The sequence below is a fragment of the Pseudomonas sp. ok272 genome, assembly GCF_900109995.1.
Taxonomy (GTDB): domain Bacteria; phylum Pseudomonadota; class Gammaproteobacteria; order Pseudomonadales; family Pseudomonadaceae; genus Aquipseudomonas.
On sequence record NZ_FOCB01000002.1, the window covers coordinates 133740 to 154206 of the forward strand.

Genomic DNA, 20467 nt, shown 5'->3' on the forward strand with positions numbered 1-20467 from the left:
AGGTGAGAGACGTGTTTAGTGCATGAAGCCTTCCATGAACCCCGCGACCCGGCTGGCGAGCTTGCGCCGCCACGGCGCGCTGCCGGGGTTGGCCAGGGTCTGGTCTTCATGGATAAAGCTCTGGATGATCGCGTTGTAGCCCAGCCAGCGCAGGGGCTCGGGCTCCCAGGCCTTGAGCGCATCGAGGCCGCCCTGGGCAATCACCCACGGCTGGCGGACCAACTCGCTGTCGCGCTCGAGGATCAGGTCGGCCAGGGTTCGACCGCCGAGGTTACTGGCCCCCACGCCTTCGCCCCCATAGCCACCTGACAGCGCGATGCCGCTGCGCGTGTCACACAGCATGTGCGGCCGGAAGCGGCGGGACATACCCAGGTTGCCACCCCAGGAGTGAGTGATCTCGACATTCTTGAGTTGCGGGAACAGTTCGCTGAACAGGTAACGCCGCAATTCGACTTCGCTGGAAGTCAGATCAAAGTTCTGGCGCAACTGGCCACCGAACTGATAGCCGCCACGCGCGCCAAACACCAGGCGGTTGTCCGCCGAGCGCTGGCCGTAGGTGACCTGGCGACTGCTTTCGCCAAACGCCTGGCCCTGGTTCAGGCCAATCTCGTCCCAGGTCGCGGCCGACAACGGTTCGGTGGCCACCAGCAGGCTCTGCACCGGTAACTGATAACGGCCCAGTGGCGCGAGCGTGACGGCATACCCTTCCACCGCCGGCACCAGCCAACGGCAACGCACGGCCGCCTTGGCCGTGCTCAGGCTCCCGGACTGCCACTGCTGCACCGGACTGTTCTCATAGATTTTTACCCCCATGCGCTCCACCGCCCGCGCCAGGCCTCGCACCAGCTTGGCCGGATTGATCGTGGCGCAGTGCGTGGCCTGGATGCCGCCATAGGGATTGGCGATGCGGATCTGCCCGACCAGTTGCTCGGGCGACAGCCAGCGGTAGTCGGCCTCGTTCAGGCCCTGGGCGTACAGCGAGTCCAGGTAGCCACGCAGGCTGGCTTCCTGCTCGGGGTAGCGGGCCGCGCAATAAAGCACCCCGCCCTTGCGATAATCGCAGTCGATGCCCTCACGTTCGAGGACGCTCGCCACTTCATCGGGGATGCCGTGCAACAGGTCGTAGGACGCGCGGCGTGCTGGCGGCGATAGCCCGGCCAGCAGGCTGTCTTCGCCCAACAGATTGCCCATCAGCCAGCCGCCATTGCGCCCCGAAGCGCCAAAACCGGCGGTTTGCGCCTCGACAATGGCGATGTTCAGCTCAGGCTTGTGGCGCTTGAGGTAGTACGCGGTCCAGAGACCGGTGTACCCGGCGCCAATGATCGCTACATCAACGTCCAGGTCCTGTTCAAGGGACGGACGCGCCACCAACGGCTCGTCCAATTGATCCATCCACAAACTGATCGTGCGCCACGCCGGCATCCAGGACTCCGCCATTCAAGGTTCAATGGGGTCAATCCTAGTCGTCGGTTCAGTGGCTGTCTTGCGCGCGTGCACGCAGAGAAATGTGCTGGGTGTACGCCTTGGGCGACATCCCGGTGTGTTGCCGAAAGCACTTGTAGAACGCTGACAATGAATTGAACCCGGCCGCGAAGGCCAACTCGTCGACGCGTGCCGGCGCCGGCGCGTCCTCCAGTGCTGCCAGCAAATGGCGCAGGCGGGCCTGATTGACGTAGCGATAGAAGCTCTGGCCCAGTACCTGATTGAGCAAGTAGGAAATCTGGTTGCGACTGTAACCGCACTCCTTGGCCACCCGTTGCAGGTCGAGTTCGGGATCGAGGTAAGGCTGCTGGCGCTCGAAGTACTGCTGCAAATCCTCGGCGATGAAACTCAGTTGCCGTGGTGACAACCCCAGCCGACTGGCCGCCGGGCGCGCGCTGGCGGACGACGAACTGCCCACCTGCTCGTACACCAGGGAAGCGTATTCGTTGACGCGCCAGATCAGCCCATCGCGCACGGTGATCGCTTCGCTGGCCCGGAACGACACCAGCCCCTCGCCACCGCGCAGGGTCATGCGGTACTGGATAAACGCCGTGTCGCCATCCAGGCGAATGCGGTCCGAGTGCTCCAGTGCCTCGTCCGCCTCGCGTGGCATGCTGCTGCGCACGTACTCGCGCAGTTCGCCCAAGCCGAACACGCGGTTCTGGAAGAAGTCGTGATACTGCACATCCGGGTGATACAGCGCCATGACGCCGTCCAGGTCGCGGTGTTTCCAGCACAAGTGGTAACGCAGCACGGTCTCGCCGGTGGCCTGGGTTTGCAAAAGGCCATCATCATGGACAGGCATTGGCGGACAACTCTGGAATCGGAAACGCCGAGCTTGCCGAACTTGCGCCACGGCTTCAATGCCCATTTATGCGACGCGCGGTGATCGCCGGGGAAGGTCACGCTCCCAAACGCTTGTCAGTTGATGCGCTGGCACTTTCACCCCATGGGTTTCGAGGGCAGCATGGATGCGCCGGGCAGCATGATTGCCATTGCCGGGATCCCCTGCGCGACCGAGGTGGAACGCATCATCGAAGCGGTGGAGGCGTTTGTGCCGCCGCTTGTGCAGCGCACGTATGCCTGACACGAGCCAATCATGTGGGAGCGAGCCTGCTCGCGAAGGCGTCGGCACACTCAACATCGATCGTGAGGGGTCCGCCGTCTTCGCGAGCAGGCTCGCTCCCACGTGCGCACAGGCTCACAGGCTCACGCCCCTCTACTTACCCACCCGCTGATCGGCAAAGAACGGCTTGCCCGGTGCAATCCGGTCCGAGGCCTTGGGCATGTTGGCTGCCGGCCCTTCCTGGGCCTCGACATACCAGTAGCAATGGCTCACGGCGCGGGTGATGCCAACGTACGCCAGGCGCAGGATTTCGTCCTTCTGCGCCGTGTCATAGGCCTCGGTGTCACCCTCCTTACCCAACCCGGCCATGCCATAGACCTGATTCTTGTAGGGCGAAAGGGTCAGGTGCTGACAGTCACCCAGCAGGAACACCGCGTCGGCCTGCAGCCCCTTGGCACTGTGATAGGTCAACTGCTTGAGGCGTCGCTGCTCCAGTGGCAAGCTAGAATCAACATTAACTACAGACGAAATATGCTGTTCTATCAATAACTTATCGCCGCTTTTTCGATACAACATCAAGATTGAATCGCCCTGTCGATAATGCTCGGCCAGGCGTTTGCCCAGCGCCGCGTCATCGCGCTCGAACACCGTGACCGGCAGCAACGGCCCCGACTCGCCCATCGCCTTGGCCTTCTTGCCCGGGATCGCCGGTGCGGCCTTCACGATGTGTTCGGCGGCATCGATGATGTGCTGGTGGCTGCGATAGTTGTCGCTGAGCATCACCCGCGTGGTGGTCGGCGACGCAAATTCCTTGTTGAACTCCATGAAGTACTTGGGCGAGCTGCCGCGCCAGCCATAGATTGACTGCCAGTCATCACCGACACACAGCAGCGATGACCGCTGGGCGCCCCGCCCGACGTGCATGGCCGGGCCCCGGCGGCGAATCTCGCCCAGGGTGGCGCGAATCCAGGAAACGATCTGCGGCGATACGTCCTGGAACTCATCGATCATCAAGTGCGACATCGGCCGCAACAGTTCATCGCCGAGCAGCTTGAGGTTTTCCGGCGAATGCTCGCTGAACAACGCGAACATGCGGTTGTAGGTCATGACCGGCGGTTTCTGGTCCAGCAGATGATCTTCAAAGTTGCGCCAGAACAGGCTCAGCGCCTCGAAGAACAAGCGGTCCGGATCGTCCTTGGCGAAGCTCATCCGGCCCACAGCAGCCGGCACATCGAGCCCAAGGTTCTCGATGAAGCTGGCCGCGGCGACAAAACAGTCGAGCAATGGCGCCGAGCCCAGCTCACCCTTGACCTTGTAGTCAAACCCGGGCCCGGCGCTCACATCACCGGCAAGGGTTGCGAGAAGGCGCTTTGAAGACTCGTAATTATCCAACCATATCAACGGCTTACGACAGAAAGCTTGAAACAGGGTGCGCTTTACTGCCCATTCGGCGCGAACCGACAACTTGGCGCTGGGACGACTGAGCTGCGGATTCTCCCGCGGATCGAAGCCCAGAACGACCCAGGCATCCAGCGTCGGGATGTAACCGTGACAATGAAAGATCGAGCCGTTGATGTCGAACGACTGGCGGCTGGACTCAATGCCCTTGATCGGCCACGCACCCGCACGCTGCCAGAGGTCCTGCACCAGATCACACAGTTCTTCGTCGCGCTTGGCGGCCAGCTCGGTGACAGCCATGCGCTTTTGCACATCCGGATGGTCGCGCTCCAGCTCCTTGAGCTGCAGGGCATGCCGGGACAGTGGCGCGATCAGTTGCCGAAAGCGTTCGTTCTGGGTGTGCAGGCGATGGTAGCAAGCGTTGAGTTGCTGGCGCTGCGCGTCATTGATGCGCAGGTCGAACGGATTGCTGTCCGCCTGCGACTCATTGAACTGCGAGCGCTCGCTGAGGTTCTCAAAGGCTTGCAAGCGCTCGAACCCCGGCAGGCTGCGGACCATCGGCAGAATCCGCGAGTGGAAGGTGCGTACCAGGTCGCTGGCGCTCTTGTGCGCCAATGCGTGGCCCCACAGGGCAAACAGCGTGATGAGCTTATTGATGAAGTCTTTGCGCGACTCTCGGGTGAACGTCACCACCGTCAATGAATCCAGCTCGAAACCCAGGTAATGCGTCAACAGCAGGATGCGCAACACCAGGGTCGTCGACTTGCCGGCTCCGGCGCCCGCAATCACCGAGGTCGACGGCGTATCGCTAAAGATCATCTTCCACTGCGCGGCGCTGGGTTGGGCATGCGCGGGCAACAGTCGGGCCACGTCGGCCTTCATGCGCTTCTTGAGGTCGGCGTTCAGGGGCAGGCGCCAGTCATCGAACAGGAAATCATCGACCCGCGGCGCCGGATGCTCTGTGCAGCGGCTGTCGCGAATCAGCAGTACCTGCCGGCCTTCTTCGACGCCCTCGGCCTTGCCTTCCTGGTAGCCGTAGTCAAAGCCTGCGGTGTGTCCACTGCGAAAGCCATCGGCCTGGCCGTGCAGCCAGGACGCCCGGTGCTGGGCACGCAACCGCGTCAGGCCATTGCCGAACACGCGCGCAGCCAACCGTTTGAGCAACGGCATGTCGGCCAGGGGCAAAAGCGTCGGAGGAAGATCGGGGATGTTTCGCGGCACGCTGACTCCAGGGTGTGAGGCTGTTGCGGGCTATGGTGTCTGCATTTGTCGGCGAGTTCTAGTCAAATGCTTATCCATCATTGGCTTAAGCGATGAAGTGAAGGTAGCGCCGCAGGCTGGGCGCCCCATAAAGATCGAATAAATAGATTGGATTGGCGCAATTTTTACGCTGTTTATCGATTGTTAGTTGATGGATGATCGACGCCATCAACCCACGGCTCTCGACCGATGACGAACCTTTCCAGGAGACGATCATGCTTGAACTCAGACCTTTCAACTCCCTCGGCGGTGCCCACCACGGCTGGCTGGATGCCCACCATCACTTTTCGTTCGCCGAGTACCACGACCCCAAGCGCATGAACTGGGGCAACCTGCGGGTGTGGAACGACGATGTGATCGCCCCCGGCACCGGCTTCCCGAAGCACCCGCACCGGGACATGGAAATCATCACCTACGTCCGCGAGGGAGCGATCAGCCACGAAGACAACCTGGGCAACAAGGGCCGCACCGAGGCCGGTGATGTCCAAGTGATGAGCGCTGGCACCGGGATCGCCCATAGCGAGTACAACCTGGAATCGACACCCACCACGATCTTCCAGATCTGGATCATCCCCAACCAGGCGGGCCTGCCGCCGTCCTGGGGCGCCAAGCCTTTCCCCAAGGGCCAGCGCGAAGGTTTCGTGACCCTGGCCAGCGGCAAGGCCGGCGACGACCAGAGCCTGCAGATCCGGGCGGATGCACGTTTGGTGGCGGCGAACCTGAAAGCCGGGGAAAGCGCCGAGTACACCTTGGATCCCGGTCGCCGGGCCTACCTGGTGCCGGCCACTGGGGTCATTGAAGTCAATGGCTTGCGCGCGCACGCTCGCGACGGCGTGGCCGTCGCCGACGAACGTGTGCTGCGGGTGACCGCCGTCGAGGACAGCGAGATCGTGCTGGTGGACCTGGCTTGATCGGCCTGTAAAAAAGGGGGTGACCACGATGGTCACCCCCTTTTTTGTATCGCTGTCCCCTGTGCGGGAGCAGGCTTGCTCGCGAAAGCGCCGTGTCAGGCAACACTAATGCCGGCTGACACTGCCTCTTCGCGGGCAAGCCTCGCTCCTACGGGTACCCGAGCCAGATCTCACACGGTTTGGGTGTGCTGCGTTACTGGGTGCTGATCGCCCCATCCACCAGGGCCTGCGCCTCTTGCACCAACAGTTTGAGGTGGTCCTCGCCCACAAAGCTCTCGGCGTAGATCTTGTAGATGTCTTCAGTGCCCGACGGACGCGCGGCAAACCAGCCGTTCTCGGTCATGACCTTCAGCCCGCCAATCGCCTGATCGTTGCCAGGTGCCTTGCTGAGAATGTGCTGGATCGCCTCGCCGGCCAGTTGGGTCGACGTGACCTGCTCGGGCGACAACTTGCCCAGCAGGGCTTTTTGCTCAGGATTGGCCTTGGCGTCGACGCGGATCGAGAACGGTTCACCCAACTCATCGGTCAGGGCGCGGTAGGCCTGGCTTGGGTCACGACCGGTGCGCGCGGTCATCTCAGCGGCCAGCAGGGCCGGGATCAGACCGTCCTTGTCGGTACTCCAGACGCTACCGTCCTTGCGCAAGAACGAGGCACCGGCACTTTCTTCCCCGCCAAAGCCCAGGGAGCCCTCGAACAGGCCATCGGCAAACCATTTGAAACCGACCGGCACTTCGTACAGGCGACGATTCAGGCGCTTGGCCACGCGATCGATCAAGCCACTGCTGACCACCGTCTTGCCCACTGCCGCATCCGCGCGCCAAAGCGGACGATTCTGGAACAGGTAGTCGATGGAGACCGCCAAGTAGTTGTTCGGCGCCAACAGGCCACCGGACGGCGTGACGATACCGTGGCGGTCGTGATCCGGGTCACAGGCGAATGCCACGTCGAAACGCTCTTTGAGGCCGATCAGGCCCTGCATGGCATGGCTGGACGATGGGTCCATGCGAATCTGGCCATCCCAATCGACGCACATGAAACGGAACGTCGGGTCGACCTGGGTGTTCACCACGTCGAGGTCCAGGCGGTAATGCTCGGCGATGGCCGACCAGTAGCGCACACCCGCGCCGCCCAATGGATCCACGCCCAGGCGCAGGTTGGCACCGCGGATGGCATCGAAATCGATGACGTTGATCAGGTCGGCGACGTAGGTGTTGAGGTAGTCATGGCGGTGCGTGGTGCTGGCCTTGAGCGCCTGCTCGTAGCTGATGCGCTTGACGCCCGCGAGACGGTTGGCCAACAACTCATTGGCCTTGGCTTCGATCCACTTGGTGATGTGGGTATCGGCCGGGCCACCGTTGGTAGGGTTGTACTTGTAGCCACCGCTCTGCGGTGGGTTGTGCGACGGTGTGATGACGATGCCGTCCGCCAGGCCGGAGGTGCGACCGCGGTTGTAGCACAGGATCGCGTGGGAAATGGCCGGGGTCGGGGTGTACTCGTCGCCCTCGGCAATCATCACCGTGACGCCATTGGCCGCCAATACTTCCAGGGCGCTGGCCCCGGCCGGCGTCGACAGTGCGTGGGTATCGATGCCGACAAACAGCGGCCCGTCGATGCCCTGGGCCTGGCGATACAGGCAGATGGCCTGGCTGATCGCCAGAACGTGCCATTCGTTGAAACTCTGCTCGAACGAGCTGCCGCGGTGCCCCGAGGTGCCGAACGCAACGCGTTGGGAAGCCACCGCAACATCGGGCTGGCCGGTGTAGTAGGCCGTTACCAGTCGCGGGATATCGACCAACAGTTCTGCTGGCGCCGGTTTTCCCGCAAAAGGGCTGAGTGTCATGCAAAACCTCTGGAGGAGAGTGGTTCAGGAATGGAAGGCAGTTTACTGGCACTTCGACCAGAGAGCGACGATATCTATCCCGACCCTCACTGGAATTTTCCTACAGCTCAATCAATCAGCTCAAGGTGCAAGGCATTGGCCAACATCGACATGGCGCTGTCCAGGTCATGGTGGCCGCTGAAGGTGTGGCTCAGGCGCAGGTGTTGCGAATGCAGGCCCTGCAAGCTGAACAACTCGCCAGGGGCCAATATGACCTGATGCTTGAGCATGCGCTGGAACACCCGCCGCATATCCACCGGCCGCAGCGAACGTGCCCACAACGTGGCCCCGCCTGCGGGCTCGATAAACGCCAGCGAATCCCCCAGGCGCTCCTGCAACACGTGGACCATTCGGGTTTTACGCTCACTCAGCAATCGACGCAGCACTTGTACGTGCTGATCGATGCGACCACTGCTGTACAAGCGCGCAATGGCCTTCTGGCGGATCGGCGACAAGCGGAACGAACGCAGCAGGAAATCCCGCTGCAGCTCGACGTTCAATTGCCGTGAAAGCAGGTACCCATAAGGCGCTTCCGGGCCGATGAGCTTTTCGAAGGTCGACAGCACGATCAAGCGGTCTGGATCGAGCAGGTCACGAAAGCGTACGACATCGGGTGCGTGGATGAACTCACCATGCACGTCGTTTTCCAGTACCCAGCAGCCATGGTGTTCCAGCATTCGGGCGATGCACTGCCGATTGTCCTCCGGCATCAGGCTGCCACTGGGCATGTTCATGGCCGACGACAGCAGCACCAACGCTACCTTGTGACGGGTGAGCAACTGCCCCAGCAACTGCGGATCGATGCTGCCGTCCTGGGCAACGGACAACTCAATCACGTGCACCCCCGCCGTTTGCAGCAGGCGCAGGATCACCCAGTCACAGGGCGACTCCACCAGCACGGTTTCGTCCTTGAGCCCCAGCACCGAGATCAGGATCTCCAGCGCACCCCGCAAATCCGCACCGATGTACACATCGTCGGCGTGCCAGCAACGCGAGGGTGACGAGGTGTACCGAGCGGCCAGCGCAGTGCGCAACTCCAATTCACCGCAAGGCTGGGAGTGAAGCTGCGGCTGGCGTGGATACTGGCGCACCAGTTCGCGCTCCAGCAGCAGCAGTGGGCTGTCCAACGACTGCAGCAACGCCGGCTCGTCGGCGCTCATGATCAGCATGCCGGGACGGCGAGCGCTGACATACAAGGTTTCCAGCAGGTCATTGCCGCTGCTGAACGACGCATTCAAGGACACGGGCGAGGCGTAGTAGCCCGACTTGGCCACCGAGTACACCCGCCCTTCCTTCTCCAGTAGCGAGTACGCGTACTGAATCGTGGAGATCGATACATTGAGGCGTTCCGCCAATTGCCTCAGCGACGGCAGTTTGATCGGTGTTTCAGCCCCCACTTCATGGATCAGGCAAGTCAGGTACCGATACACCGCCTGGTAAGCAAAATCGCTCTCTCGCTGCGCTTTCATGGGCGGTAGCCAATCACGGCGCACGCCCTGGTTCCGCCGGCAGTCCACCGCCTGGCGTTAACGCCAGGCATGTAGTTCAAGTCAATCAATCCTAGCTCCTCTAACGTCTGAGATAGCGCTCACCCGGCGTATGGGCACCGCTCGCCCCATCGATCACGGCAGCCTGCTCAAGGATCTCAAGCTCGGTCCCGACGACCGACTCCGTGCGGTACACCCGGCAGATCAAATCAATGGACAACCCGCTGACATCGACCACCCACTGCCGGATCTGCTCGGCAACCACGTGCCCCTGCATCAGATTGTGCAGGTCTGGCATCGCCACCAGCATGCCGGGATGGCAGCGGCGTAGAAACTCCTCCAGCCTTGCGGCCTTGTCGACGAACGGCGCAAACAGCAGGCACAACAGCTGCGCCTCGTTCAACCCCAGGGTTTGCTGTGTCTCGATATCGGCCTTGCTGCGCTGCTCGGCGATTGCCTGCGCACCGCCATACTGCACCAGCACCTGATCGCAAAGGCGCTCCGGAAGGCGTCGGCGGCGCATCATCAATAACGCACGCTGAACGTACTCGGAAAAGCCACGCTCGTAGGTCTGCCCCCGAAGGTAAGCGCCCTGCAAGCCGCGCATATGAGCGGACAGCAACGGGCTGGCATAGTCGTTTTCCCGCAGGTGGGTCTCGATCTCTTCCGGCTGCAAGCCGAGGAAATCCGTAAGCAGCGGCCAGCGGTCCTCCATGTTGTCAGGCACCAGGTCCTGGATATCCAGGTAGGCCGTGCCACGGCGGGCGTTAAACCCTTCCCGTGGCCGCCACTGGGCGGTGTCGATATCCGCGTAAACCTCGCGATAGACGTCGCCACCCAATTGATCGAGCATGGAAAACAGCCCCTCAAACCCCTGCGGCGGATGGCTCGCAAACGATAGCCCGATCTTTTGCGCCCCTCGGGTCAGGCCGGCAATAAACTGCTTCTGCTGGCGTGCCGTCTCGCCACCGACCATCGCGTCGACCCCGCCCTCCCATCGCACCATGTGCCCATAGAACTCCGCCATGGCCAAGTAACCGTCATCACAGGTTTCAAACACCCCTGCCGGCCCGCGCAGATGACCCAGCATCAGCAGATTGATGCGATTCATCTCGCGACCGGTCTCGGACAGCGACGCCAAATGATTGAACGGCAACACCTCACGATGATCGACCATCAGCACTTCGACCCTGGGGTCGTCATAGATAAACAGTGCGCTGTAGCTACGATGAACATTCTCGATACAGGCTGGTGTGGTTGCCCCCAGATGAAGCGTGGCGACACGGATCTGGAACGTCGCGGGCGCCCTGCCCGCAATGTTCAATTGGGCGGCCCGCAGCAGGGCAAGGGTGTAACAGCTGTCCCGCGTGCCGGGATGGGCCAGCAGTACCTTGTAGTGGCCGATACGCTCCATTCCGCCAGCGGCCACCACCAGGCGCTGGATCAACAGTTGCAGTGCCGTACGCTCTTCCCGGGAAAAGAAACTCAGCAACCGCTGCAATACTTGCTGATAAACATAGTTCATCGCTTGATCATGAATAATGCTCATATCTTTACCTAACATTCAATAAGTCGGTACCGCACAAACACTCATCCACCTGGGCGACCTTCGATCGCCTGGCTGATCACTGTGACCCATGAGTATCTGCCGTAAAATAGTAAAACTTTGATTATGGAAACCATTTGATACGATTATTCAAAACTTATAGGCGAAAACTGAAAAACCTCATAAAACCAATCAGATAGAGATGCCTACAAGCAGACTTATTAATCCTAGGACTATTCTTACAACGTCCCACAGATAATGAGCACAGAAAATAGGGAAACGTACACACAGCAGTCTTACGAAAACTAATAAAGTGCCCCGTTACTTGCCACGCTTGAATTCGAGATGCCGATGAAGACTGTTCACCCCACATAAAACCAGAGCCTGCGCCATTTAAAACAAGTTGCCCAGCCATGACCATGACTCAATCCTTGAGATGAAAGTGATCATTCAATTATCAGGGCTTAGATAATGATTAGAAGATACAGATCGCAAGCAAAAACCAGTTCAGTTGCTGAACCTGTCGATCAATCACGAGAGAGGGGAATCGCCGAAACACCCGAGCCCGCTTTCGCGGGCCCGGGTATCGCTGTCATGCCGGTTCGACTTGCAGCGCTACGCGTTCGCGGCACGGACACTCGTCCATGTAGCGGTGGGCCTCGACAAACTGGGCGAAGGGGAACACCCGTGTCTTGAGTGGCAGCAGCACACGGTCTGCCGTCAGTTGGTTGATCTCACGCAGGGCCCGCTGCAAGGCGACCTGATCCTGGATGATCCCCAGCTCCGGCTTGCCGGTGAAGTTGCCGATGCAATGCACGAAGAACTGAATGTTCTTCTGGAACGCCGCGCAGGCCGGGAACGGTGTCTGGTTGCCGCCCTGCAGACCATAGAGCACAAGGCTGCCACGGGGTGCCAGCACATCACCGAGCAACGACATCTGTGGACCGCCCAGGCCGTCGAACACGACATCGACGCCACGGTTGTCCGTGAGCTTGTTGATCTGCATGAGCAGATCCTGCTCTTCAGTGACGATCACTTTCTCGGCGCCAAGGGACAGCAGGTACTCGCGCTCTTCGGCTGTCTTGGTCGCAGCGATTACCCGCACACCCAATGCCTTGCCCAATTGCACGAAGGAAGGACCTGCGCAGTGACTCGCATCGGTCACCAGGGCGAACTGGCCAGGCTTAACCCGCGCCAGGTCGACATACGCAAAATAGGCGATCAGCAACGGCGTGTAATGGACCGCGGCTTCGACGGGGCTCAGCACTTCGGGGTAACGGGTCAGTGCCGAACGTGGCAACACAATCTGCTCGCCATACACCGGGTAATCGTTCGCACTTTGCGCCGGGAAGCTGGCAACCTTGTCGCCAACCGCCAAGTCATCCACACCGTCACCGAGCGCCGTCACGATACCCGCCATCTCATGCCCTAGGCCCGAGGGCAGCCGCGCATGGGACGGCGCCAGGTTCTGGCGCCAAAGAATGTCGTACCAGCTGATGCCGATCGCCTCGACACGCACCTGCACTTCCCCCGGTGCTGGCAACGTTGGCGCATGCTCTTCGCATTTGAGCACCTCGGCTGGGCCAAACTTGTGAAAACGGATCGTGCGGGACATCGCAAACCTCGTCAAAGTAACCTCTAATGCCATGAACTCTATCCGGGCTTTATGGCCAAGACCATCCGCAGCTATTAATAGTCGACATGCCTGTCATTGATTCCGCAGCCTCGGTCACCTGTCAACCAACATACGGCGCCGGGCCGGCGTGTAGGAAAAATAAATTACTCGGTGCAGAGTAACAGCCTTTCGCCGTAAGATTCATGCCCGCCATTGTTCTCATATGGCTGTTCTCGTCAAGTTTGCTGACTCTGCCAGGACTCCAGATGAATCGTAATGACCTGCGTCGTGTCGACCTGAACCTGTTGATCGTATTTGAAACGCTGATGCATGAACGCAGCGTCACCCGTGCCGCCGAAAAACTGTTTCTTGGCCAGCCCGCCATCAGCGCGGCGTTGTCACGCCTGCGCAGCCTGTTCGACGACCCGTTGTTTGTACGCACCGGGCGCAGCATGGAACCCTCGGCGCGAGCGGTGGAGATCTTCGCCCTACTCTCCCCGGCCCTGGACTCGATCTCGACAGCGGTCAGCCGCGCCGCCGATTTCGACCCGGCCACCAGCACCTCAGTGTTTCGTATCGGTCTGTCGGATGACGTCGAGTTCGCCTTGTTGCCGATGCTGCTCAAGCGCCTGCGCGCCGAGGCACCCGGCATCGTGCTGGTGGTGCGCCGAGTCAATTACATCCTGATGCCGGGCCTGCTGGCCTCGGGGGAAATCTCCATCGGCGTCAGCTACACCACCGACCTGCCCGCCAACGCCAAACGCAAGGTATTGCGCCGCAGCATGCCCAAGCTGCTGCGCGCCGACAGCGCGCCTGGCGCCCTGAGCCTGGACGAATACTGCGCACGCCCCCATGCACTGGTGTCGTTCGCCGGCGACCTGAGTGGTTTTATCGATGAGGAACTGGAGAAGCTGGGCCGCAAGCGCCACGTGGTCCTCGCCGTGCCGCAATTCAACGGCTTGGGCACACTGCTGGCCGGCACCGACATCGTCGCCACCGTGCCGGACTACGCCGCGGAAGCCCTGACGGCGACGGGCGGGGTGCGTGCCGAAGACCCGCCCTTGCCGACACGCACCTTCGAACTGCACATGGCCTGGCGCGGCTCCCAGGACAACGATCCAGGCGAACGCTGGTTGCGCTCCAGGATTCAGATGTTTTTTGGGGATCCTGAGAGTCTCTAAAGGGGATGGCGTATCTCTCTTTAAAGCCGCAGCAATTGGGTTCAGCGACAACCAAAATCCACTGCCGCCGGTCAATACCCACCCTGTCTCATTACCGTTGAGGGCGTTATCGGGAACAGACCCCGCGCCATGCAAAGGATGCCCCCACCTTGGACTCATACCTTAAGGCCGCGATTAGGCGTTAGGCATGACAGCGCCCGTCACGGAAGATTCGTGAAGTGACCGCTACGTGAAATCCGAGCCCGGAAGCCTCTGCCGAAAGTAAAGACTTCAATCTCGAACGCATACTTTTCTGCTGCGCAATCCATGGTCGACTTTTTCAACAGAATCGGCCAAGAGCCGTCATTCGGATAAAATCTACAAAATGGAGTAATTCGCAATGAACCAATGGAATATACCCGACTGGTTGGAGTTGGAAGTTATCACGCGGGATGTGTGCTGTGTTTATTGGCACGGAATTCGGCTCCTGCGGTACACGAAAATCCCAAGCCTCCTGGGAACATATAACCAATGACGCAAGGATTATTACAAGAGAGAATATTGCCCTTTGTTGCATCTCTTGCAATGCAAGCAAAGGCGCAAAGTTGTTGATAGAATGGATTGATTCAACCTACTGCAAAAACAAAAACATTACTCACCAGTCAGTCTCGGACGTTGTCAAGCGTGCCCTTCTACAACCGCCGGGATACCAGCCTCGGATTTACTAAATTATAGTTAAGTGAGTCGGCGCTCGGTTAAAGAGTCGGCTTCGTCGGTCTCACTGAGTGAAACGAGCGATTTGAGCGCATTGTTAGAAGAAATTAGTTTGGCGCTAATGTTCAGGACGCGTTTATCAAGGAGCAAAGCTCCACGCAACTGCAAAATGTGGCCGTTAACATGCGCTCTATACGAGCTGAATTCTGAAATTACAGAGTGCGGAATTAAGTATGCTTCAATAATTTCATATGCCTCATTGAAAATTACAGCAATGAGCTCATCAAAGTCGTTTTTTTCGAGGTTGCGTATGACGCCTAACTGCCTTGCACCGCTATTTTCAGCTATACGGCGTCCTTTGATTTGGATTTTTTTACCGTCGCTGGATTCGGCGTCGTGTCCCGCAGCTGAATTTTTAGTAAGGGTTAGGTTTAAAGCAGATGAAACCAACCATTCGGCGTAATCCCCAACAGGATTATTTTTTGTTCTCAGTACGCCGCGATTCTTAAGCTCATCAATCGCCGCAGCGTGTAGCTTTAGCAATTCAGGTATCGATAGGTTCGCTAGGTTCATGTTGTTAAGCTCTTCTAACATTCAGGTTAAGGGGCGGTGGCACAACGTCCCAGAGAGCGAAGCGAACGATTTGAACCGATTGTCAGGTGTGCAGCAGAGCATAAATTTCTTCGTTGTGGATTTCGTTTTGAAAACAAGCACAAAGCCTATTGCATGGATTGGCAATAGTTATATTAATACTTGGTGGCTTTTGTTAGTTTTTCGCCGCCGCCTTCCACTATCTCCAGTACTGCACAGGTTATTCTGTAGAATTTAGGAAGAATTCCTGGGATATTTTTATGTGAGCCGTGATCATTTAATGATCTAATGCTTGGGAATTCATCCCATAGATTATTTGCAGTAATAAAATTGTTTGTCATTTTTTGAGTGTTAAAATTATTACTACCATAGATGATCATGTAGTTCTTTATTTGAACCATTTCTTCTTTGGTGAGCTCGTATTTTACTAGCAAGCTCTCATAATCAAATGATTCGATTTTAGACTGCAAGTCAGATTGTTTTGGAGGTGTTTCAGTACAATGTTCTGCTAGCCAGTTATCCATGAAATCAGGATCACTTGCACTACCCCCAAACGCCTCACAAAAATCTCGATAGTCACTCATTATATACTCCTAAATATGCCACAACTGAATTACAGCTAGACGACACAAATGGCGTAATATTTTCCGCCATTTGTGCCTGACAACGTTCTTTGTTCATGCGTAACTCCTAGATTAGCCTGAGTGTCCAGCCAGAGAAACTGCATGACTTCTGTGCACATTACTCGGTCATTGTAGCGTGTCCACGGGATGCTATGGATCGATTGCCAGCATCGAGCGGCGCCCGCTCAGTTTGCAGCCACAAGAGAAAACTGTCGACTGCACCCCACCCCTTGCAAATACTTGAATCAACGCGAGTCTGCGCGAATCAAGGAATCAAGGAATCACGCCATGGTCGGGCGCATAACAGGATCGAAGAACACAAAGCCGTCGAAGGCAGACGTGCGTCGCCACATGGAGGCACTCCGCGAGCTGGCCGAAGCCGGAGACATCGCGGCCCGAGTCGCGCTGATCGAGCTATCGGTCAAGCTGCTCGCGGAGAAGAAGAATGGCCGCCGCTAAGAGCAAGTCAGCCCCCGACCTCATCCGCCAGCGCGCGGCCGGGATGGGCGCCGACATGCTCAACGTCTTGGAAGCTATGGCCCGAGCCGGCGACGTTCAAGCCGCCAAAGCCATCCTCAACAAGAGCACGCCCGACCTCAAGCCCGTCGCGGCCATGGTGACCTTCCCGCTGCCCAAGGGACAAGACCTCACCGCGGCAAGCTGGGCCATCCTCAGGGCCGTCAGCGGCCAAAAGCAGTCATTCGTCAGTGCCCACATTTGCCGGACAGCCTAGTAGCAAAATAGCTCTATTAAGTTGCGGACCGATTACGGTCAGCTAGCCGTGTGTTTCTTGCAAACGCCAGCGGCCGGGCACAACGCACAGTCGTTAGCGGACGAGCATTAATTGAGGATAAACCCAAGATTTTTGCCGCTGCTGCATGAATTTCACAGTGTCACCAGCTTGCCTCCTCTATGCGGGCGACACTTTATGCATTCTTAAATTATTATTGTATTAGAAGCCTTCTTTTCTTAGATTGGCCTCAACGTCTTCGCGTTTTCCATGGCGCTCGTAGCCTTGAGCAAGTTGATCCAGCATGGCTGCAACATTTGGATGGGAGTGCTGCACCCGCTCTGCCTGGTTTCTGTAATGTGCTGCCAGATCACGCTCTTGGTCGCCGCCATCCCAAGGAGACCGGCTAGTGACCCCACGCTTATTAATGGTTCCAGTGATGAAGCCGGTACGCATATGTTCTAATTCAGGAGACTCTAAAATCTCCCTGGCCGGCGTGAATGGCCATGTACCATCCTCATCTGCTGGGGAATGGGAGAGAATTTGTCCTAAAGTCTGATCACACATTGTTGGCCGATCTGCATCACTACATAACTCACGTGTTTCCTGAATAAAGTGAATAAATTTATCTGCATCAATACCCCCATCTGATTGAGTGCCAGGTAGTCGCTTGCAGTGATGTAAGACATCCCAAGCCCTCCCGGCAGTTGCCCGACTGGCCTCAGTCACCTCCTGCCTTTCCCCATGTTCCGGCTTGTAGATCGCACAAATTAACTCCTTGAAGAGTTCTGGCTCTGATGTGATAGCTTCATACAGCGCACTAGCATTGTCTCCTCGCCCATGCTGAAGAAATGGAAATAGCCAAAATTCAAGTTGAGCCAGAGCTAACCGCTCAAATTCACCAGAACTCTCTAGCCGCTCCAGCATTTTCTCTAGATGCCAAGACTGAATTTTCGGCCCATCTATCTCTCTACAGCCGAGTAACTGTTGAAGAGCTAAATAAATCTTACCAGGAGCAGTTTCTTGAAGTTTGAATTGGCAGCAATAAAGAGCACTCATTGGGCGCTTAGCCTTCAAGAGCTGCTCTAACACAAAGTCTAAATCCTCATCATTTGTTTGATGGTATGGTTGAACCATGTGCCAATACTCGGTATTGACCTCATGATCACAGGACTCAACCAACTGCCAGGTCTCTCGGTTTGGGATAGCCAGAGTTAAGAAACTGGCGAGCCTCACCGATGGCCATCCACGTTGTTTGCCTAACTCAACTACTTTTTTAAGTAGCGCATCAGGTGCTGGTGACGCAGCCGTACATAGAAATCCTGCTATACACGCACTCATGTGCGTGCCGTTATCAAAGCTCTCAAGCTTTTCCTGAATCCATTCCATCCAGTAGCCCTCACCCCAGGGAACCCCTGCCAATGTGGCTCCGACGATGCTGGGTTCGGTGCATACTTCAATAAGGCATTCTATTCCTGTGATTCTTTCAGCCTGATATATCGCCGATAACGAGGAGGCTCTGAGCTCGGAAACAATTTTGGCTTTGTCATGGAGATCTTTTTTTTCATCCTCCGTAGGAAGCTCCAGCCAATGGCTATCGAACAACCAATGGTCTCGCATGACCAAGTTGAGGGGGGCCAATCGTTCATAGCATGTCTCCACCGACTGGAGCCACTCGTTAAGCTCCGTGGCGGATGCCTCATCGTAATTACGGTGCCAATTAATAATTGCCCTCAGAGCTGAACGTATAATTTCCCGATCCACATCCCTATCTGTCGCTTGGATGAAGGGTTCAATCAGTTCCAATAATCTGGGCAAATCCTCTCGATCCCTGAAGCCGGTCTTTTGCAGTAACGAGACAATTCTAGGTGCATTCCCATCGCTGAGTTGAAGTAGCTTTTCATGGACGAAATCAAGCATTTCATACATTTCAGCATGGGTAACACCACGGCCTGCACCTGCATCGTCTTCACGCCATTTGGGCCTGTGAATATGGTCGGCAGTTTGGTGACCACGCCCCGCGATCCCCACCAAAAGACGAAAGGAAGCCTCGGGATCCCTTTCGATTAACAGACTGAGTACTTTGATTCGCTCCGGTAAGCTGGCAGCAGTCTGCGGAAACCACGAGCGGAAAAAGTTTAGAAGGCTCCGACTCGGTTTGTTGCCCCAATTTCCCTTCATAGGTACATGGCTTAACTGGGCAAGAATTAGCGCCACTGGGGCCAAGCGACGCGGAGCCCAGCCAAGAGTTTCCAATGCCCAAAGCAAACCTGCGTGCCAGCAGCGGCCTCCAAGTATAGAGTCACTAGTTTCGGTAAAAAGCCTCGTTATTGGAGCATCCGCCATGCGTAAGCTGTTCTGAATAGCACGAAGAAATCTATCCGGCGCTGCTTCTGCCAAGTTTGGTAGATAGGAGGATAAAGACAGCCAGCGCCCTCCATCGGCCCCGTCAAGCAGCTCGCCCACTAACCCCGCCACCCTCTCTTCGATGTCCAGTGCCTGTAGGCCAACTTGATCTGGGGCACGCACTGCCAGCTTTATGAGCGAATCGCAAATCGATTCAAATAGTAAGTCTGAATACGGATGAACTTTTCCATGAAGCTGGGCCATCCAGCGCTCGTTATCCGGCAGTTCCAACTGGGGGTCAGGTGCCGATAACATTTTCTGAGCAAGGGCAAAGAAACGGTCCAGTTGGTTACTAGTAATTCGGTCTGCACATTGACTGAGCAGATCCAAAGGCGATTTGGCTTTCCAGACTGCGCCTATCTTCAGCAGTGGAGCATCGTCAAGTCGTACAAGTTGCCGCAAATCTTGCTCAACCGTTTCATAGGAACGGCCCGACAGTTCTTCAACTGCTTGTCGATCCGCTGCTTTGTCTGAATGCCAAGCTCCAAGTAGGCAAAGCAGCGGGAGACTTGCTGCTTGCGGTGCTTCTAGCCAGACAGGGCATTGAATTGCCGGGTTAGTCGCTCTTTGTCGGCGAAATACAGTCCATGAGCGGCCAGTGGATAATGCATAGCGCTTGGCATCAGATTCTTCCATTCCTGTAGCAATCAGAGCTTTCTCGAACTCGTATATATTCGGCCGCTCCAAGATCAGCTCATTACCATTTGGCCTTCCGGCCAAATCGCCTGTGGCGTGAGGGATGATCACTCGCAAGTCTTCACGTAAAACTAGATTGCTTGCGGTTTCAGTGCGAGCCGCGATTGCAACCCGCAATTGAGGGTTTGCTTCCACATACCGCCAACCATGAGGTTCTGTCACAACAAGGGCATGATGTTGAAGGTCGCCCGATGCCATTACCACCGCAACTGTGAATGCTACGGCTTCTTCCACACTGTCGGCACGTATCACAAGAGGCTGTGTAGGTGTAATGCTCGCCTGAAGCTTTTCACCCAAAGCGTCGAACATCGATGCCCGATCCTGGAATAGTGCTTCGGGAGTGATGGCCGGGCTACATTGTCGCGCCCACGTATCCCAGTAGCGGGAAAGGCTGACTACACCCCCGCCACTCAAACCCAACGCTTCGGCGAACTGCAAAGCGACTGCCGGACTTTGCTCCAACCATTGCTCCAGATCGTCCGCATCGTAGACCCGCACATCAGCCCATTCCCCCTGGCGGGTCTGCTCCTCGATCCATTCAGACTTTTTTGTCCAGCGGCGAGGGGTAACAAATACATACGTGCAGTTCGATCGCTCTTCCTTGCTTGTCGTTTCTGTGCGCTTCCGATAATCGCGGTTAGCTTTGCCGGGCACATCTTGATCACAGCCAACTTCCCAGCAAGACGCACCAGCTGGAACCCAGGCATTACCAAGGTCACTGAACAGAACGCCGTCCCAGCCTGGTACATAGGTTGAATCACCCGCTGGAAATGAAAGCTGGCGCGTTGCTCCGGGTTCAAAGCAAAGGCGTCTGACCCAGCGCGGCAAATCGGTTTGCGCTTCCTTGGCATGCGTATTGGCCCAATTGACGATGTGGGAGGCTGTGATTCGCATAATCCATTC

Annotated in this window: 14 protein-coding genes and 1 pseudogene; 5 read left to right on the forward strand and 10 right to left on the reverse strand. The window is 57.4% G+C overall.

Translation table 11 applies throughout. The features are described from left to right. Positions 1–15: 15 nt before the first annotated feature. Positions 16–1422, reverse strand: a complete 1407-nt coding sequence (locus BMW74_RS03500) for an NAD(P)/FAD-dependent oxidoreductase (RefSeq protein WP_093414806.1) — start codon at positions 1420–1422, stop codon at positions 16–18. Positions 1423–1471: 49 nt separating this feature from the next. Next, positions 1472–2287, reverse strand: coding sequence for a helix-turn-helix transcriptional regulator (locus BMW74_RS03505; RefSeq protein WP_093413737.1), 816 nt, complete (start codon positions 2285–2287; stop codon positions 1472–1474). A gap of 93 nt (positions 2288–2380) precedes the next feature. Here BMW74_RS03505 and BMW74_RS03510 point away from each other — a divergent pair. Beyond that, a pseudogene (locus tag BMW74_RS03510) lies at positions 2381–2569 on the forward strand (DUF1652 domain-containing protein); the annotation flags it as partial. A 132-nt stretch (positions 2570–2701) separates the two neighbouring features. On the opposite strand, the gene BMW74_RS03515 reads toward BMW74_RS03510, so the two are convergent. Continuing rightward, on the reverse strand, positions 2702–5167 hold the full coding sequence (locus BMW74_RS03515) for a UvrD-helicase domain-containing protein (RefSeq protein WP_093413744.1): 2466 nt from the start codon (positions 5165–5167) through the stop codon (positions 2702–2704). Between the two features lie 254 nt (positions 5168–5421). On the opposite strand from BMW74_RS03515, the gene BMW74_RS03520 reads away from it, so the two are divergent. Continuing rightward, positions 5422–6117, forward strand: coding sequence for a pirin family protein (locus BMW74_RS03520; protein WP_093414809.1), 696 nt, complete (start codon positions 5422–5424; stop codon positions 6115–6117). 193 nt (positions 6118–6310) lie between these two features. Here BMW74_RS03520 and pgm read toward each other — a convergent pair whose 3' ends face one another. From pgm to BMW74_RS03540, 4 genes are all read right to left on the reverse strand, one after another. Continuing rightward, positions 6311–7957, reverse strand: a complete 1647-nt coding sequence (pgm, locus tag BMW74_RS03525) for a phosphoglucomutase (alpha-D-glucose-1,6-bisphosphate-dependent) (protein WP_093413747.1) — start codon at positions 7955–7957, stop codon at positions 6311–6313. A gap of 107 nt (positions 7958–8064) precedes the next feature. Next, entirely contained in the window at positions 8065–9465 is a 1401-nt protein-coding gene (locus BMW74_RS03530) for an aminotransferase-like domain-containing protein (protein ID WP_093413749.1), read from the reverse strand. Between the two features lie 100 nt (positions 9466–9565). Next, positions 9566–11032 carry a hypothetical protein gene (locus BMW74_RS03535; RefSeq protein WP_093413752.1) on the reverse strand — a complete coding sequence of 489 codons (1467 nt, stop codon included), beginning with the start codon at positions 11030–11032 and terminating at the stop codon, positions 9566–9568. Positions 11033–11621: 589 nt separating this feature from the next. After that, entirely contained in the window at positions 11622–12644 is a 1023-nt protein-coding gene (locus tag BMW74_RS03540; RefSeq protein WP_093413755.1) for a zinc-dependent alcohol dehydrogenase family protein, read from the reverse strand. Positions 12645–12910: 266 nt separating this feature from the next. On the opposite strand from BMW74_RS03540, the gene BMW74_RS03545 reads away from it, so the two are divergent. After that, a complete protein-coding gene (locus BMW74_RS03545) occupies positions 12911–13825 on the forward strand; it encodes a LysR family transcriptional regulator (protein WP_093413758.1) in 915 nt (304 codons plus the stop codon). Positions 13826–14539: 714 nt separating this feature from the next. On the opposite strand, the gene BMW74_RS03555 is transcribed toward BMW74_RS03545, so the two are convergent. Together BMW74_RS03555 and BMW74_RS24575 are read right to left on the reverse strand one after the other, a co-directional pair. Further along, positions 14540–15091 carry a DUF6998 domain-containing protein gene (locus BMW74_RS03555; RefSeq protein WP_175479145.1) on the reverse strand — a complete coding sequence of 184 codons (552 nt, stop codon included), beginning with the start codon at positions 15089–15091 and terminating at the stop codon, positions 14540–14542. Between the two features lie 173 nt (positions 15092–15264). Further along, complete coding sequence (locus tag BMW74_RS24575; RefSeq protein ID WP_139208362.1) at positions 15265–15693, reverse strand: hypothetical protein; 429 nt, start codon at positions 15691–15693, stop codon at positions 15265–15267. Between the two features lie 327 nt (positions 15694–16020). On the opposite strand from BMW74_RS24575, the gene BMW74_RS25145 reads away from it, so the two are divergent. After that, positions 16021–16191, forward strand: a complete 171-nt coding sequence (locus BMW74_RS25145) for a hypothetical protein (RefSeq protein ID WP_153330957.1) — start codon at positions 16021–16023, stop codon at positions 16189–16191. Next, positions 16178–16465, forward strand: a complete 288-nt coding sequence (locus BMW74_RS03560) for a hypothetical protein (RefSeq protein WP_093413761.1) — start codon at positions 16178–16180, stop codon at positions 16463–16465. Before BMW74_RS25145 ends, BMW74_RS03560 begins: the two co-directional genes overlap by 14 nt. 219 nt (positions 16466–16684) lie before the next feature. Here the strand turns inward: BMW74_RS03560 and BMW74_RS03565 are convergent, their stop codons facing one another. Continuing rightward, positions 16685–20458, reverse strand: a complete 3774-nt coding sequence (locus BMW74_RS03565; protein WP_139208363.1) for a hypothetical protein — start codon at positions 20456–20458, stop codon at positions 16685–16687. Between the last annotated feature and the right edge of the window lie 9 nt (positions 20459–20467).